Origin of the sequence: Shewanella sp. MF05960 (genome assembly GCF_050849305.1) — a bacterium.
Lineage (GTDB): Bacteria > Pseudomonadota > Gammaproteobacteria > Enterobacterales > Shewanellaceae > Shewanella.
On the sequence record NZ_JBOZPS010000007.1, the window covers coordinates 91,640 to 107,761 of the forward strand.

Here is a 16,122-nt window from a genome sequence, read left to right on the forward strand (position 1 = left end):
ACCAAAGCTGTAAATAAGCCAGTGTAAAAGCTAAAAAGCCGATATCAGTGATATCGGCTTTTTTATGAGGTTAATGCGCTATGAGGCTAATTTATCAAGGTTATTCGTCTTGATCATCGTCGACTTTAACGCCCCATACATCATGTTCATCCGCGTGAATAATTTGTACCCAAACTTGGTCGCCTGGTTGCACGTCAAACTCGTCGGTTAAGTACACTTTACCGTCAATTTCTGGTGCGTCCATGTATGAGCGACCAATAGCACCTTCGGTGTTCACTTCATCAATTAAGATTAAATACTCTTGACCAATACGGGCTTGCAGCTTGTCGGCACTGATCTGTGCTTGAACCGCCATAAAGCGTTGTAATCGGTCTTCCATAACATCATCAGGTACATGGTCTGGTAAATCGTTGGCTTTGGCACCTTTTACTGGCGAGTATTTAAAACAACCTACGCGATCAAGTTGTGCTTCTTCTAAAAAGTCTAATAGCTCTTCAAACTCTTCTTCGGTTTCACCTGGGAAGCCAACAATAAAGGTTGAACGAATCACTAATTCTGGGCAAATCTCGCGCCATTTAGCAATGCGTTCTAACACTTTGTCTGAGCTACCTGGGCGTTTCATCAATTTAAGGATGCGCTTGTTAGCATGCTGAAACGGAATATCTAAATACGGTAAAATGCTGCCTTGCGCCATTAATGGAATAATGTCATCCACATGCGGGTAAGGGTATACATAGTGCAGGCGTACCCACACACCTTGCTTAGCTAATTCTTCACAAAGCTGCTGCATGTGAGTTTTGACTGGCATGCCATCCCAAAATGCCGTTTTATGTTTTACATCAACGCCGTAAGCTGAGGTGTCTTGTGAAATGACTAATAGCTCTTTTACGCCTGCGTTAACTAAACGCTGGGCTTCACCTAATACATCACCAATCGGGCGAGAGTCTAAATCACCACGCATTGAAGGGATAATGCAGAAAGTACAACGGTGATTACAGCCTTCAGAAATTTTCAAATAGGCGTAATGTTTTGGCGTGAGTTTGACGCCGTGATCTGGCACTAAGTCCATCAGTGGATTGTATTTTGGCTTTGCAACATGCAAGTGCACTTGTTTAAGCACTTCGTCATAAGCATGCGGGCCAGTTACGCCTAATACGTTAGGGTGTAGCTCAATAATTTCGTCTTTCTTAACGCCTAAACAGCCTGTTACGAGCACTTTACCGTTTGCGGCTAATGCTTCGCCGATGGTTTCTAACGATTCTTGTACTGCGCTGTCAATAAAGCCACAGGTATTAACAATAACGAGGTCGGCATCGTCATAACTGTTAGTTACGTCATAACCTTCGGTACGTAATTGGGTGAGGATCCGCTCTGAGTCGACGAGGTTTTTTGGACAGCCCAAGGAAACAAACCCGATTCGATTACCAGTGCTTGGAGTGCTTGGGCTGTTTGCTTCAAGGGTTTTGACTGGAATATCGAGCGTGGTGGTTTGTTTCGGTGTAAAAGTTTCAACTGTCATAAGATCTCACACATAGAGTTTGCGATTATCGTCGCGATAAAATTGCGCGGATTATACCTGAAAGTCGTAAAAGGTATAGATCCAATGTGGTTGAAAAGTATACTGCAAAAGCAGTGCGAGTATAAATAAAAACGGCGTGACATCTGTAGATGCCACGCCGAAGGGTGTTGAGCATGCGTTTGTTATGGGTTATAGCAAACGCATCGTGTCAGTTATGCACATTATTTATGCATATTAGTTACGCACATTAGTTACGCACATTAGTTACGCACATTAGTTAGTGCGGTAACGGCTTAAAATCTTACCTAAGTTAGCCGATGCTTTCGTTAGATCTTTCACACCATGTGATGATTGTTGCGATAGCCCGCGGATAACATTCGATTTATGACGAATTTCAGTCAGTTCTTTAGCGATATCATTCGCCACAGCACTTTGCTCTTCAGACGAAGTAGAAATCTGGAAGCTCATGTCCATAATAGAGCGCGAAGATTCGGCAATAGCATCAATGTCAGTACCAATATTACTGATTAAATCACTACTGGTTTGTGCTTGTTTAACGGTGTCTTGAGTGATGCTGTCGATGTTTAGCGTTTCACTTTGCAGTAGCTCAATCATTTTATGAATTTCTACCGTTGCAGCCTGAGTGCGACCCGCAAGGGTACGGACTTCATCGGCAACCACGGCAAAACCACGACCCATTTCGCCTGCTCGTGCCGCTTCAATGGCGGCATTAAGCGCCAGTAGGTTGGTTTGGTCTGAAATCGCATTAATGGTGGTGATCACTTCATTAATGTTGGTGGCATTGATCTTTAGGGTATTAACCGAGTTGGAGGTTTGCTCAATGTATTGAGACAATTGTTTAATTTCGTTAATTGCACGTTTTGCTCTGTCGTAGCTTTGGCGAGTATATTCTGAGTCTTGCTCCACACGCTCGGTAGAGTTGCGCGCAATATTAGACACTTCAGCGGCAGAAGCTGTCATCTCTTCCATTGCGGTAGCAACAGAGTCGAGTGATGCATACTGTAGGTCGATTTGTTCAGCACTTTGTTCTGCATCGCGAGCAAAAGAGTCTGAAGTAGTATGCAAGGTATCGGTGTTTGTTTTAACCGCAATAACCAGTTCACTTAAGGTGTCCATAGCTTTGTCTAGTGCACAGCCAATCGTACCAAACTCGTCACGGCCAGGGTGAAAACCTAAACGTGATGTTAAGTCGCCTTTAGCAATTTTTTCTGTGGTATCCCATAACACCCATAGCGCACCGCCGATAAATGTAGCGTTCCAATAAATGACCAACGCAAAGGGTAATATCCATAAAAACGACAGTAGCATCGATGTCATCGCGGCTTGTTTGGCGTCAGACTCGAGGTTATAAACCGATTCGCTCAAGGTGTAATATTGACCTGCAGAAGCATAAACGGCGGTTACCGTGTCTTGTGAACGAGTGCTGGTTTGGGCACGGTTAGAGACTTGTAAGCCTAAACTCGCAGCTTGTTCAAGTTGACCAGTCGTATCGAGTGCTTGCACCATCGATGCGGTTTTTTGCTCTAGCATCTGCACTGATTGCTGCTCAATTTGATCAAGTTTGCTGAAATAACTGCTGATGGAAACGCTGGACAAAATAATAAGAAACAGTCCGAAGATGGTCCAAAACTTATCGTTAATAGACATTTTGATGAAGAGTTTATCGATATTTCTGAAATCAACTTGTTTCATAGCGAGGGTACCTAAATCGGTAAATACAATAGATGCAAATAGTAGATGAGCTGGTCGTATTTTGATACTAAATACTCAGCCTACTACCGTTTTTATGAGCCTAAATACAGTTTTTATGAGCTAAATTACAATTATTCTAAATTCATATCGACAATAAATCGAATAGCTAAAGTGATTTATTGTTTTCCTGTTGCCACTTAACGCGCAGCTGCACGGATCTGCACAGCCAGAGTCCGCTATGCACCATAGTTTGCTACATGCTCATCACAAACTGTGCTTTTAAATACATCCATTCATTCAAAAATCTGTTTTATCATCCGCGCATTATTTTACCGTTTCAAGGTCAAATGATTAAATAGATGAAATAATTACATTGCAAAACAATATTTTGTAATGCTCTTGGCTTATTTTGAATAATAAGTGTTACAAAACTTATCTCAATGCTCTATCAAACCCTGAGGTATTGTTCTTTACTTAGCTTCTGTTTTTTAATGAGTATTTGATCACATTTTAGATGGTATTCTTTTTGGCGGATTATTTTGTTCTGCTAATCAAGTATATAGTGAATTGGCTTAGTGAGTTTATGTGATCAATGTTCTTTTTTATGTCACAGAACTTTGGGACAATCTGGCCGCATATTACAAAAAAATAGCATTTTTATTACAAAGTATGGGGTTAAAAACATGAAAGGACTGACTAAACTAACGGCGGTTTCACTCGCAGTAGCCGCTGCATTGCCAATGATGGCGAATGCAGATGTGCTTATTAGTGAATACGTTGAAGGTAGCTCAAACAACAAAGCTATTGAGCTGTATAACAACGGTGACGCCGCCGTTGATTTAACAGGTTACAAATTAGTTCGCTACAAAGACGGTGATACCACAGCAACAGATATGGTCGACCTTGTTGACTCTATTGCGGCGAAAAGCATCAAAGTGATTTTACATCCAAGCGCGGCAATCACTTTGCCAGCAGGTACCGACTCAATGACCGGTAACCTATATTTTAATGGTGGCGATGCAGTCGGCCTATTAAAAGATGGAGTATTGGTTGATGTGATTGGCGATATTCCTACGCCAGCGGGTTGGGGGCTTGATACCACCTTTCAACGTAATGTTGACGACTTAACGGCAAGCACAACTTACGCTGCTGCCCAATGGGTTGAGTTAGAAAAAGATACCTTTAGTGGCTTAGGTACCCTAGAAGCTGCAGCAGCTCCAGAGCCAAGCACCTTTACCTGTAACGGCGCCACGCTGACTAATATTTATGACATTCAAGGCGCTGGTGATTCAAGCCCATTGATTGTGAGTGGCAGCTTTGAGTCAGCTAATGAAGTGACCGTAAAAGGTATTGTTAGCGCTAGAAGTGACAGTTTATATAAAGGTTTCTTTATTCAAGATGCTCAAGGTGACGGTTCGCCATACACCTCTGACGGTATTTTTGTTTATTTGAATGAAGCTGCGCCAGACACTGTTCAGCCTGGTACAGAAGTGTGTGTACAAGGTAAAGTTAAAGAGTATTTCGGCTCAACTCAGATTGATATTAAAGACGATCAAAAATTTGAAGTGGGTGTGTTAGGCGATGTGCCGGCTGCTGTTGAATTTTATGTTGCTGACGGCGAAACACTTGCACAAGCATTAGAGCGCGTTGAAGGCATGAAAGTGAAGCTAGATGCTGGCAGCGACATGAAAGTCACTCGTACCTTTAGTTTCGATTACTCAAGCTATCGCAACAACATGGTGTTGTCGCATAAAGCACCTTTAATGAAACCGACTCAAGTATTTGAGCCAAATTCAGCAGAAGCGGTAGCATTAAATGATGCCAATATCGTTAACCAGCTATTTGTTGAGTCAGATTTCAAAGCTAAAGACGGCGAAGTACCTTACTTCCCTGACTTTAATGCTGAAACAGGTTATATCCGCGTTGGTGATCAGTTAACTAATCTTGAAGGTGTGATTGGTTATAGCTACAGCTCATACCGTCTTTTAGCGACGAACACTATCACTGCGGGTGACTTTATCCGTGTTGATGACCGTACCGATGCGCCAACTGTGGCAGACATGGGCGACATTCGTGTAGCAAGCTTTAACGTACTTAACTTCTTCAATGACGCAGTGGGTGGCGATGCTAATCCATCAAACAGCAACCGTGGTGCGTTAACTGAAGACGAAATGGTACTACAGCGCACCAAGATTGTGACTGCACTCGCTGCCATGAATGCTGATGTTGTTGGTTTAATGGAAATCGCTAACAACGGTTTTGGCGAGCTAAGTGCGATTCAAAACCTAGTTGATGCATTAAATGCTGAGCTGACAGACGAGCAAGCATATCGCTTTGTTGAAATTGAAGATGCTGATAAGTATGAAGGCAAATTCATTGGTAGCGATGCCATTACTGTGGGCATGTTATATCGCCCAGCCCGTATTAGCTTAAATGGTGCCGCGCAAGTGATTGCTACACCTGAGCAGCATGCTGCTGAAGGTGCTGAAACTCGCGAGCAAAATGATGTTGTTGAATCTAGCCCTAGCTATAATGTGTTCCAACGTCACAGCCTAGTACAAAGCTTTAGCATTAATGATGAAAAACTCACGATTGTGGTAAATCACCTTAAGTCGAAAGGTTCAGGTTGTGTTGAAGATTGGGCTAAATTTAATGACAACTCAGAGCCTGCTGACTTACAAGGTAAGTGTACTGCGTTCCGCGTATCGGCTGCCAAAGTATTAGGTGAGTCACTTAAAGATGTTGACGGTGATGTGTTAGTGATTGGTGATTTAAATGCTTATGGCAAAGAAGATCCTGTCGCTGTATTAACCGACTATGATGCATCGACAACAGACCATGTTATCCGTACTGCGTCATGGACTACCCTTGATGGCAAAGTGTATGAACGTGAAGGTAGTGTGATTGATAAAGGTTACGGGTTAATTAACTTAAATACTCAAGCGCACGGTGCTGACACTTACTCATATAGCTACAACGGTGAGCTAGGTAACTTAGACCATGCGTTAGGTAATGCGAGTTTAGCCGCTAAGTTAGTCGATATTGATGACTGGCACATCAACTCGGTTGAATCTAATCTATTTGAATATGGCAGCAAGTACACTGGTGAGTTAGTGAAGTCTGAAAATGCATTTTCAGCATCTGATCACGACCCAGTGATTATTGCATTAAGCTACCCAGCGCCAGTAGTGACCCCGACTCCAGATCCTGTAGAGCCAGAGAAAAAGAGTGACGGTGGTAGCTTAGGCTACTTCGCATTAATGTTATTAGGTGCACTAGGCTTACGTCGTCGCAGCTAATGTTGGTTAATGTGGGCTAATTGTTTTAGTGCTTAAGAAAAAAGGATGACTATATAGTCATCCTTTTTTATTGGCCATTTTATGCACTCAGATTATTGATGCGCTTACGACTTGTTGGCGGCGATTTTGTGCTGATTTAATCCGTTGTTTACGGCGGTGCCAATACATATACAACCCTGTAAATCCAAGGATAAGTGGCATTAAGCCAATAGCACACCAAATAATACGGCTTAGCAGGCCACCAAAATAGCCAAAGTGTAATTTACGAAAGCTGTCTAAAAACACGGTTAAAGTGTCCGCCTGACGTATATCTTGCTTGGCGAGCAACTTTCCTGTGGTTCTGTCAAAACTCACATAATTGGCGTACTCACTATTAAATGGATTGCGACTGTCGACCTCGCCGTAAAAGGTGATATCACGGCCGGGTTCAAATGGCATGGTAAGGTAACCCGCTTTGTAGCTGGCAATTTCGGCCTCTGTTTGTTGCATGAGTGCTTCAAAGGCAATACTAGGGTTATGACGTGGCGCACTGACTAAATAATGTTCACCATCGGCATGCTCGCTAAGTTCATGTTGAATGCCAATAAAATTCCAATACACGCCAGTTAAAGCCACAATAATGAGCACTGGCGAGCTTAAAATACCGATAAATTTATGAATGTCGCTAAACAATATTCGCCTGACGGCGTTAAATCGTAAGGTAAATAATTTTTGCCAAAAGCGGCGATATAATATGATCCCGCTGATCCCTAAAAACAGCATGATACAGCCGACAATTAAGGCAACGCTAGTTCCAGCTACGTGGAATAAAAAGCTATAGTGCAGTTCAAGTATCCAGTCGGTTATGTAATGCGTTAACGTTTGTGGTTCAGATAAAAGCTGTCCACTGTATTGATTTACATAGACTTTAAACCAATCTTCAGTGCCGCGTTTAATTAAATAGCCAGCGTCAGATCGCGATTTATCATCAAAAATTTCCCAACCACCTAATTCATAATCGTTATTGGCGCTTAGCATAGTATTCATTAGAGTGTCTAAACTGACCCTGGGGCTAGAGGCTGATGCGTCAACTAACATGTGAGCAGGGCGTAATAAGCTGTCTATTTCGACTTTAAAAACTAAAATGCTGCCGGTGATTGAAATAATCAATAACGGCAGCATGGCGATGATGGCACCGTAGGAGTGCCATTTAAATAAGGTTTTTCTCATAAGAATGTCATTTCATTATTGGATGAGCTCAGCGAGATAACCTAACGCGTGTGGATTTGCGCAAGGGTTATCTCACTGAAACAGATTGAACGAGTAATTACATTTTCCAGCTCAGTGTCGCACTGTAGTTTGCTGGTGCACCGTAGTAACCTTGGGCCCAATATAAGCTATTAATGTACTTTTCATCGGCCACATTATTAGCATTTAATGCCAAACCTAAATTGTCGGTAATTTGATATTTGGCCATTAAATCAATCACCGCATACGCATCTTGTTTGGTGATAATCTCGGCGCCTGCGTTGTCAAAACCTGTTGCTACGACACCTTGATTACGCGAGATATCGTCTTGCCAGCGCATGTTCATCCCGATAGAGAGCCCTTCTATGGTTTCAAAATCATAGGTAGCGGCAAATTTTAATAATTTGCTGGGAGTGTAAGCTGCAACCGTATCGTCACCTTCAATGTCAAAATCTGTGTAACCTATGCTGGCATTCAAACCAGGGTAAATTTCACCCGCAATTTCAAACTCAAAACCTGTGCTGCTAATCCCGTCAGCACCATAGTAAGTTTGCATGTCGATAGGTAATCCTGCGGTGTCTGGATCGAGAACGGCAATATTGGTTTGCTCTACGTCAAAATAGGCTAGGCTGGCAATTAAACGGCCGTTGAACAGCTCACTTTTAACGCCCACTTCGCGGCTTTCTCCGGTAATGGGGTCAAGAAACACGCCGACACTGTTGGTTTCAGTTTGTGCGACAAAGTTTTCGGTGTAGCTGGCGTAAGCGACCAGTTCAGGGGTGAAGCTATAAACAGCGCCAATGTACGGAATAAACTTGTCATAATCAGCTTGTTGGTCAATTTCGTACGACTCGCCTTCGGCTTGCCAATCGTTATAACGTCCGCCGATGATCACGTGTAAATCATCCACAATACTAAAGCGACCGGTAAAGTAGGCTGCTTGTTGTTTGCGGGTCACATCACTACCGCGTAAATCATCGTTAAAAGTGGGTTTTGGTGTATTGCCGTCCCAGGTGTTGAGATCAGGCATCGCAGGGAATCCGTTACCTGTGGTGTAATCGTAAAGCGAGCTGTCGTTGTAGCTCATTTTAGAGTAGTTAACCCCTGCGACAAGTTGATGCTCACGGCCAAAGAGGCTGAAGTTACCATCAATATAAATATCCACTAAATCACTTGTGTCATCTAAATCATATTCACTGCCATAACCCGTTAGGCCTAACTCGGTATCCTTGTCCGGCGTACCGAAAACATAAAATAGCTCTGTATCTTCATCTGTTGTTTTATGTGAATAAGTCGCTCGTAAACGCCAATCATCATTAAAATGATGGCTAAGCTCTAACACAGTATTATTTTTAATCACTTGCCAGTTAGACCAGTCAGCAGAGGTATTGGTCGAACTGTCGTAATGGGTGGCGCTGCCGTCAGTGTAAAACAGCGGCAGGGCGCCCCAGTTATTGCCTGTGGCGTCATTATTAATGTAGCTGTGGCTTAGTGATAAGCTAGTGTCGTCTGTTAAGTTGGCTTCTAAAAATACATAAAAGACATTTTTATCGGTTTCATAGCGGTCTAAATACGAATCTTTACTTTGAGTTACCGCTACAGCTCTGGCAGCAAAGGTGTCATTGAGTCTGACAGAACCATCGGCTTCGATACGGGTGTTATTAAAGCTGCCGTAAGTACCGCTAACGGTTAGTTGATTGTCTGCGGTAGGGCGTTTACGAATAAAGTTGATGGTGGCAGATGGATTACCCACACCTGTCATTAAGCCGTTAGCACCGCGGATAACCTCGATGCGATCGTAAATGGCAGTATCTTCATCGGCGTGGTTATTCCCTGAAGTAAGCGGTAAACCAATACCGTCAATTTGGAAGTTAGTAATATCAAAACCACGGGCGGTATAGTAAGTTCGATCCGTTTCAATCCGCTCAACGTTCACCCCAGTTGCTGAGTCTAATGCGGCATTGATGTCGTGCAATTGAAAGTCTTGCATTTGCGCTTCAGTGATAACAGAAACTGACTGGGGGATATCAATGATGGCTAAGTCTAACCGTGACGCTCCACTGACGGAGTGAGCGTTGTAACCTGCAATATAACTGCCGGTGACTTCAATTTTTTCAATATTATCAGTGTTTACTGGTTCGTTTTGACTTGCGATGGTTTCATCGGCAGCAATGGCGTGTTGCGATAAGCTGATAGCGCAAAGAACAGCTAGGCTAATTTTGTTTAGTTTCATGGTGTTATCATCTTCAACGGCTACGAACGAATCCTTGTTCTGTTATGAGTCATTATGTTATTGCCGGGATAATACACTTATTGCAAACGTAAATCATTATCATTTACATTTTGGTGTTTTGTAAATTTATGGTCTTTGAAGGGGAGAATTGGCTAGGGATTGAACATCATGATAGCGAATGGAATTAATACCAATTCCATTAATTATGTGACCAATCAGAGTCACTCAGATTGTTCAGTTTGAGGCGCATTGTTGAAAGAATGGTTATTCCCTTTTAAGGCCATGCAACAAAGAAATGAACGGTCTGAGTGTCTCCTGCAAGGCGGGTTTCTGTGCCTTCTATGCTGCTTAATAGCATTTTGACGTAGAACAACTATGCCTACAATTCTATTACTTGCCTAGAAGACACAGAACTCCCGCTGAATGACCAGATAATTAATGGAATTGGTATAAGGCGCCATAAGGCGCCTTAATGTATATAGCACGAGCGTGATTAGTCAATTAAATCATATTGCTCGCGCAGCACTTTGATGATGTCTGCTTTAGGGTTTGCGGGTAATGGAATACTTGACCCGGTGACTTTTTCAGCTACGCCTGTGTAGGTGCGCGACACGTTCATCATCGCATCTAGTGGTAGGTCGTTATCACGTGCAAGGGCTTCACGTTCTGGCATTCTGTCTTTGTTTAATAGAATGTCGGCATCGTCAAAATAGTTCAATAAGAACTGGCGGAAGCCTTCTTTTGAGTTTTCAACAATCTTACCGTCGCGATATGCGGCTCCGTCCCAAATACGTGATGAGTCAGGAGTACCGACTTCATCCATGTAAATGAGTTTTGACTGGCCGTTTTTGTCATTCACGTAGCCAAATTCAAACTTAGTATCGACAAACACCTGATCCAGTTTAGCCAGTGCGTCTGAAATGACCTTGAAGCCTTGTTTTAGCAGGGTTTCGTATAGGTCGATATCTTGTGGCTTTTCAAAACCAAATGCTTGGTAGTTGGCTTCTATGTCGCTGCGACTGATGTTGACATCGTCTTGTGCTGGTACGCCAGGTATCCCGGTTAAAATCCCTTTTGTTGATGGCGTTATTAGCAACTCTGGCAGTTTTTGATCTTTAGTTAAGCCTTCTGGCAAGGTAATACCACAAAAGACTCGTTCGCCTTTTGAGTAGGCGCGCCACATCGAACCAGTAATGTACTGACGACAAATGGCTTCAACTTTTATGGGGCGGGCTTTTTGGACTATCCACACAAACGGATGCGGAATGTCAAGAATGTGACTGTCGGCTAACTTGTTCTCAGCGAATAAACCAAACCAGTGGTTAGAAATCGCATTTAATGCAGCGCCTTTACCAGGAATGCCTTGCAAGTTACCTTCGCCATGGAAAATACAATCAAATGCCGAGATTCGGTCGCTGATCACCATAATCGCGAGTGGAGTATCTTCTGGGACATCGTAGCCTTTATCCTGAATAAGTCGGCGGCTATCAGCATCTGTTAACCAGTAAACGCTGCGAACTTTGCCACTGTGGACAGGCTTATCGGTACGGATAGGTAAATCATTGTTCACGGCAAGAACGGAATCAGCAAGACTCATGCGAGTGTTCCTTAGGTAGTAGGGCACATAGGTTTTTTATGGCGGCTATTTTACCTGCATTCAACGTGTTTGCACGATAAAAGGAGTGGTTGAAATAGGCTTTTTTGTTATGCGAACAATCAAGCATAAGGCTAGCCATTCTTGATAAAGACTTTATCGGGGTAATCAGGCAAAATTCACGCCTTCATGATGTAATGGATAAACCAACGTGAACAGTGAACAACAAAGCGCGAATGCCCGTTTAGGATTGATATTTGTTTCTATAGCCGTATTTTTCTGGGGTATTTTGCCTATAGCATTAAAGTTGTCTGGTGGATTTATTACACCAGTGACGTTGACCTGGTTTCGGTTTGTTATGGCTCTCGTTGTGACGTTGGTTATTCAATGGAAAATCGGGGCGCTACGCCAATTTGTGGATTTACCTCGGGCAATATGGCTCAAACTCACATTGGCTGGTGTATTGCTGATGTGCAATTACGTGTCGTTTGTGTATTCGTTGGGGTATTTAGCTCCAGGCACTGCGCAGCTTAACTTTCAAACCGCGCCATTTTTCTTGGCATTTGGCGGGGTGTTATTCTTTAAAGAACGTTTTAATGCGTTTCAATTAAGTTGTTTTGCGACGCTTGGATTGGGGATGCTGATGTTTTTCCATCCGCAACTTGATATGGACCAAGCTCGTGATGAGCAAGTGCTTATCGGCATTATGATTGTGCAGTTTTCAGTGATGTCGTGGACCAGTTATGCCTTATTACAAAAGTCGGTGAGCCAACGTCTGTCGCCGAGTAATGTGCTGTTATTTATCTATGCATTAGGCATTGTCCTTATGGCGCCATTCAGCGATTTTAGTCAGTTTGAAACCATGACACTCGATCAATGGTGGATAGTGCTATTTTGCGGCGCCAATACTTTGATAGCGTATGGTTGTTTTGGTCAGGCTTTACATTATTGGCCAACCGCACAAGTCAGTGCAATGTTGTCGTTAACGCCGGTATTGAGTTTTACCGCGACAGAAATAGTCGTCAGTTTAGGCTGGTGGAGTGGGGTATTTAGCAGTGCCAACATCGATGGCTTGTCATTTATGGGAATAGTGCTGATTGTGTGTGCAGTCTTTTTGGTGCAAATCGTTCCTATGTATCAAAAGCGCAAGCAGGCTAAAGCATTCAGGAGGGTGCTGTAACATTTTGGTATAAAAAGATTATCACTAGAGTCGCTTCGCTGCTAGGACGGACTTCGTCCTGCTAGAAATGATAACAAGCGCTCTAATATTCTAGAACCTAGCAGCGTAGCGCTCTAGAGTCTTTATTATTAAAAACTGAAAACAAAAATGGAGCCGTTAGGCTCCATTTTTTGTGTCATTCAGCTGAATGATTAACCGTTGTCACGTGGCTTACGTGGACGACGTTCAACACTTGCAGGACGATCGCCGGCTGGGCGGTCACCAGCAGGACGGTCACCACGTGGACGATCACCACGAGGACGGTCACTGCGAGGTTTACGTGGAGCACCACGGCCTGAGTCTGCAAATACTTCATCGCCAGCTTCACGGATGTTCAAAGGACGACCACATACACGCACCTTTCTTAGGTGAGCAAGGATGTCTTTTGGCATTCCGTCTGGTAAGTCAACTGTGGTCACTTGGTCGAATAATTGAATTTGACCAATGAAACGGCTGTCGATGTTAGCTTCGTTAGCAATAGCACCAACAATGTTACCTACTCCAACGCCATTTTCACGACCCACATCGATAACATAACGGTTCATTTTAACGTCTGGGTTATCTTTTAGGGTGTCTGCACTACCAAAGCTGGTTGGTGCTGGACGGCTGCTACGATCGCCGCGTTCGCTGCGTTCACGACGTGGACGGTCGCCACGATCGCTGTTACGGTCACCGCGGTCACTACGATCACTGCGCTCGTCACGTGAATCACGTTGACGTTCAGTAATGGTTGGTAACTGTAATGGACGCTCTTGCTGTACTTGTTGTAACAATGCCGCTGCAAGTAAGTCTGTATCAACTTCAAGCTGTTGACATAATTCAGCAACTGCGTTTTTCATGAAATCTAAGTCGCCATTGATGGTTTCTTGGATTTGCTCGCCTAAACGAGATAAACGACGCTCTGCAACTGATTCAGGGCTAGGCACTTTCATTGGCGAAATACGGCTGTTTGTAGCGCGTTCGATAGTGCGTAACATACGCATTTCACGGTTGGTTACAAACAAGATTGCCATACCAGTACGACCAGCACGACCTGTACGACCGATACGGTGTACATAGGCTTCTGAATCATAAGGAATATCGTAGTTTACAACGTGGCCAATACGCTCAACGTCCAAACCACGTGCCGCAACGTCAGTCGCGATTAAAATGTCTAGCTTGCCGCGTTTTAGTTGATCAACAGCACGTTCACGTGCTTGCTGGTTCATGTCACCGTGTAGTGGTGATGATGCATAACCGCGTGCTTCTAATTTTTCTGCTAATTCAACACAGCTATTACGTGTACGTACGAAAATGATAATACCTTCAGTATTTTCAACTTCTAATACGCGAACTAACGCTTCAAGTTTGTTGTGTTGTGATACTTGCACATAACGTTGGTCAATTGACTCTACCGTTGTGTGGCTGGCAGCAATGCTGATGTTAATAGGGTCGTTCAAATGCTTAGCTGCTACACGCTTGATTTGCTCTGGCATAGTTGCCGAGAATAATGCAAGTTGGCTGTCAGCAGGCTTGTGCTCTAATACCCATTCGATATCGTCGATGAAGCCCATTTTTAACATTTCATCAGCTTCATCAAGCACTAATGCTTTTAATGAGTCTAATTTAAGTGTGCCACGACGCATGTGATCCATTACACGACCTGGTGTACCAACAATCACTTGTGGGCCACGTTTAAGGGCGTTTAACTGTTGTTGCATGCTTTGACCACCGTAAATCGGCAGTACGTGGAAGCCTTTCATGTGTTTTGCATAGCTACCAAAAGCTTCAGCAACCTGAACGGCTAGTTCACGAGTTGGAGCCAACACTAAAATCTGTGGAGCATTGATTTTCATGTCGATTTTGTTTAGTAAAGGCAGGGCAAAAGCACCTGTTTTACCGGTACCGGTTTGCGCTTGACCGATAATATCTTTACCAGCCATAAGCGGGTCGATACTAGCAGACTGAATTGGCGTTGGTTTTTCATAACCAAGCTCGTCAAGTGAACGCAACAAATACTCAGACAGGCCGAGTTCGCGGAAAGTTCTTTCATTGGATGACATTGAGTTGTAGCCTTGTGGATGCGCACGAAGTTCGGAAGCTCGTGCTAAAGTTTCACAGACAGAAAATCAACCCCGTGTCGATTTCCCGCGCCGATAAGGGGGCGTATTATAGCAGCAAGTATGCGATTTGACCACGTAAAAACTGAAAATAAACCTTAATTTGGCTATTAATAGTCAAGATTGGCCTGATTCTTGATTTATGGTACTTGCTAATCGATTGAAAAGTGAACACTTGTTGCGGTTTATGATGTGTTTTATGGGATCACAGTCAATTTATCAATGCTTAACATCTGATACACGGTTTCGGCCACAGCAACAATAAAGTCGATATCAAGGGTATCAGCCGTGTCATTTATGGTGTGGTATTGCACATGTGGTGGCACGCCAAAATACACCCATTTATAGCCTGCTTTGTGAAACGGATAATGATCTGAGGCTCGTAACCAATCTGTTTTATTTAACCGCCCGCTGAGTAAATTTCTGCGATGTGTACGAATGCACAATTGTGTTTGTTGCATTAATTGCTGTTGGACTTGTGAAAACTGAGCGAGATTCTTTTCGCCTTCCATGTATATGGCTCGACGTCGGTCTGGGTGGCCAATCATGTCAAGATTAACGCTTAACTCCACTTCTATAGTGGGGTCGTGTTGCAATAACTTCACTAACGCATCACTGCCAAACAATCCGGGTTCTTCAGCATCGGTTGCGACCAACATCAAGTTAATATCATCTACTGGTGCATATTGTTGCCAGCGTTGGGCAATTGCGAGCATACCCGCCACCCCTGAAGCGTTATCATCTGCACCCGGAAAAAACTCACCGCCTTTTTGGCCTAAATGATCGTAATGGGCGGTAATGATGCGCCAGCGACGTGATGGTACTTTTGCGGGAATGGTGGCGACTAAATTAGTGCCGGTCATGGTTGAGAATTGATAATCAAAAGTAAAAGGTATCGCAAACTCGGCTTGCCAAGGCTTAAGCCCAAGTTGATTAAAGCGTGATATCAAAAATGTTTGCGCGACTTTTGAGCCTGCGGTGGCCGTTTTGCGCCCTTGAAATTCGGCTGAGGTCAGCTGGATTATATCTTGGTTGATTTGTTGTTTTGCTTCAGGCCATGAAGAGATTAGCTCAGATGAACATTCGGGCAAGCTTGCGCTGCAGCCGCCTATAAAACTGGTCAATAACAATAACCTCGCCACTCGATAACACATAAGAGATTGCAACATATTTGTATTCTCCTCTGAGTGATTAAGTGGCTAGGTTGCCGTTTATGGCG

Annotated in this window: 9 protein-coding genes; 2 read left to right on the forward strand and 7 right to left on the reverse strand. The window is 43.5% G+C overall.

Annotated elements, in window-relative coordinates; all coding sequences use genetic code 11:
- Positions 1-100: 100 nt before the first annotated feature.
- Both rimO and ACROAE_RS08985 read right to left on the reverse strand, forming a co-directional pair.
- Complete coding sequence (gene rimO / locus ACROAE_RS08980; protein WP_432400899.1) at positions 101-1,519, reverse strand: 30S ribosomal protein S12 methylthiotransferase RimO; 1,419 nt, start codon at positions 1,517-1,519, stop codon at positions 101-103.
- Positions 1,520-1,792: 273 nt separating this feature from the next.
- Entirely contained in the window at positions 1,793-3,232 is a 1,440-nt protein-coding gene (locus ACROAE_RS08985; RefSeq protein ID WP_432400902.1) for a methyl-accepting chemotaxis protein, read from the reverse strand.
- 683 nt (positions 3,233-3,915) lie between these two features.
- On the opposite strand from ACROAE_RS08985, the gene exeM reads away from it, so the two are divergent.
- Positions 3,916-6,531: an extracellular exonuclease ExeM gene (exeM, locus tag ACROAE_RS08990; RefSeq protein WP_432400904.1), complete on the forward strand. Its 2,616-nt coding sequence runs from the start codon at positions 3,916-3,918 to the stop codon at positions 6,529-6,531.
- 87 nt (positions 6,532-6,618) lie between these two features.
- On the opposite strand, the gene ACROAE_RS08995 is transcribed toward exeM, so the two are convergent.
- From ACROAE_RS08995 to ACROAE_RS09005, 3 genes are all read right to left on the reverse strand, one after another.
- Positions 6,619-7,740 carry a PepSY-associated TM helix domain-containing protein gene (locus tag ACROAE_RS08995; protein WP_432400906.1) on the reverse strand — a complete coding sequence of 374 codons (1,122 nt, stop codon included), beginning with the start codon at positions 7,738-7,740 and terminating at the stop codon, positions 6,619-6,621.
- 97 nt (positions 7,741-7,837) lie between these two features.
- Positions 7,838-9,991 (reverse strand): TonB-dependent siderophore receptor, encoded by a 2,154-nt coding sequence (locus tag ACROAE_RS09000; protein ID WP_432400908.1) that lies wholly within the window; start codon positions 9,989-9,991, stop codon positions 7,838-7,840.
- A gap of 493 nt (positions 9,992-10,484) precedes the next feature.
- Positions 10,485-11,588 (reverse strand): phosphoribosylaminoimidazolesuccinocarboxamide synthase, encoded by a 1,104-nt coding sequence (locus ACROAE_RS09005; RefSeq protein ID WP_432400910.1) that lies wholly within the window; start codon positions 11,586-11,588, stop codon positions 10,485-10,487.
- Positions 11,589-11,796: 208 nt separating this feature from the next.
- Here ACROAE_RS09005 and ACROAE_RS09010 point away from each other — a divergent pair, with 208 nt between their 5' ends.
- Positions 11,797-12,765 carry a DMT family transporter gene (locus ACROAE_RS09010; RefSeq protein WP_432400912.1) on the forward strand — a complete coding sequence of 323 codons (969 nt, stop codon included), beginning with the start codon at positions 11,797-11,799 and terminating at the stop codon, positions 12,763-12,765.
- A gap of 191 nt (positions 12,766-12,956) precedes the next feature.
- On the opposite strand, the gene ACROAE_RS09015 is transcribed toward ACROAE_RS09010, so the two are convergent.
- Positions 12,957-14,846, reverse strand: a complete 1,890-nt coding sequence (locus ACROAE_RS09015; protein ID WP_432400914.1) for a DEAD/DEAH box helicase — start codon at positions 14,844-14,846, stop codon at positions 12,957-12,959.
- Positions 14,847-15,100: 254 nt separating this feature from the next.
- Positions 15,101-16,072, reverse strand: coding sequence for a M28 family peptidase (locus ACROAE_RS09020; RefSeq protein ID WP_432400916.1), 972 nt, complete (start codon positions 16,070-16,072; stop codon positions 15,101-15,103).
- Positions 16,073-16,122 lie beyond the last annotated feature (50 nt).

What these genes read in the sequence shown, in the direction of transcription:
- rimO (WP_432400899.1), bottom strand. Translation starts at nt 1,519, where the DNA reads ATGACAGTTGAAACTTTTACACCGAAACAAACCACCACGCTCGATATT.
- ACROAE_RS08985 (WP_432400902.1), bottom strand. Translation starts at nt 3,232, where the DNA reads ATGAAACAAGTTGATTTCAGAAATATCGATAAACTCTTCATCAAAATG.
- exeM (WP_432400904.1), top strand. Translation starts at nt 3,916, where the DNA reads ATGAAAGGACTGACTAAACTAACGGCGGTTTCACTCGCAGTAGCCGCT.
- ACROAE_RS08995 (WP_432400906.1), bottom strand. Translation starts at nt 7,740, where the DNA reads ATGAGAAAAACCTTATTTAAATGGCACTCCTACGGTGCCATCATCGCC.
- ACROAE_RS09000 (WP_432400908.1), bottom strand. Translation starts at nt 9,991, where the DNA reads ATGAAACTAAACAAAATTAGCCTAGCTGTTCTTTGCGCTATCAGCTTA.
- ACROAE_RS09005 (WP_432400910.1), bottom strand. Translation starts at nt 11,588, where the DNA reads ATGAGTCTTGCTGATTCCGTTCTTGCCGTGAACAATGATTTACCTATC.
- ACROAE_RS09015 (WP_432400914.1), bottom strand. Translation starts at nt 14,846, where the DNA reads ATGTCATCCAATGAAAGAACTTTCCGCGAACTCGGCCTGTCTGAGTAT.
- ACROAE_RS09020 (WP_432400916.1), bottom strand. Translation starts at nt 16,072, where the DNA reads ATGTTGCAATCTCTTATGTGTTATCGAGTGGCGAGGTTATTGTTATTG.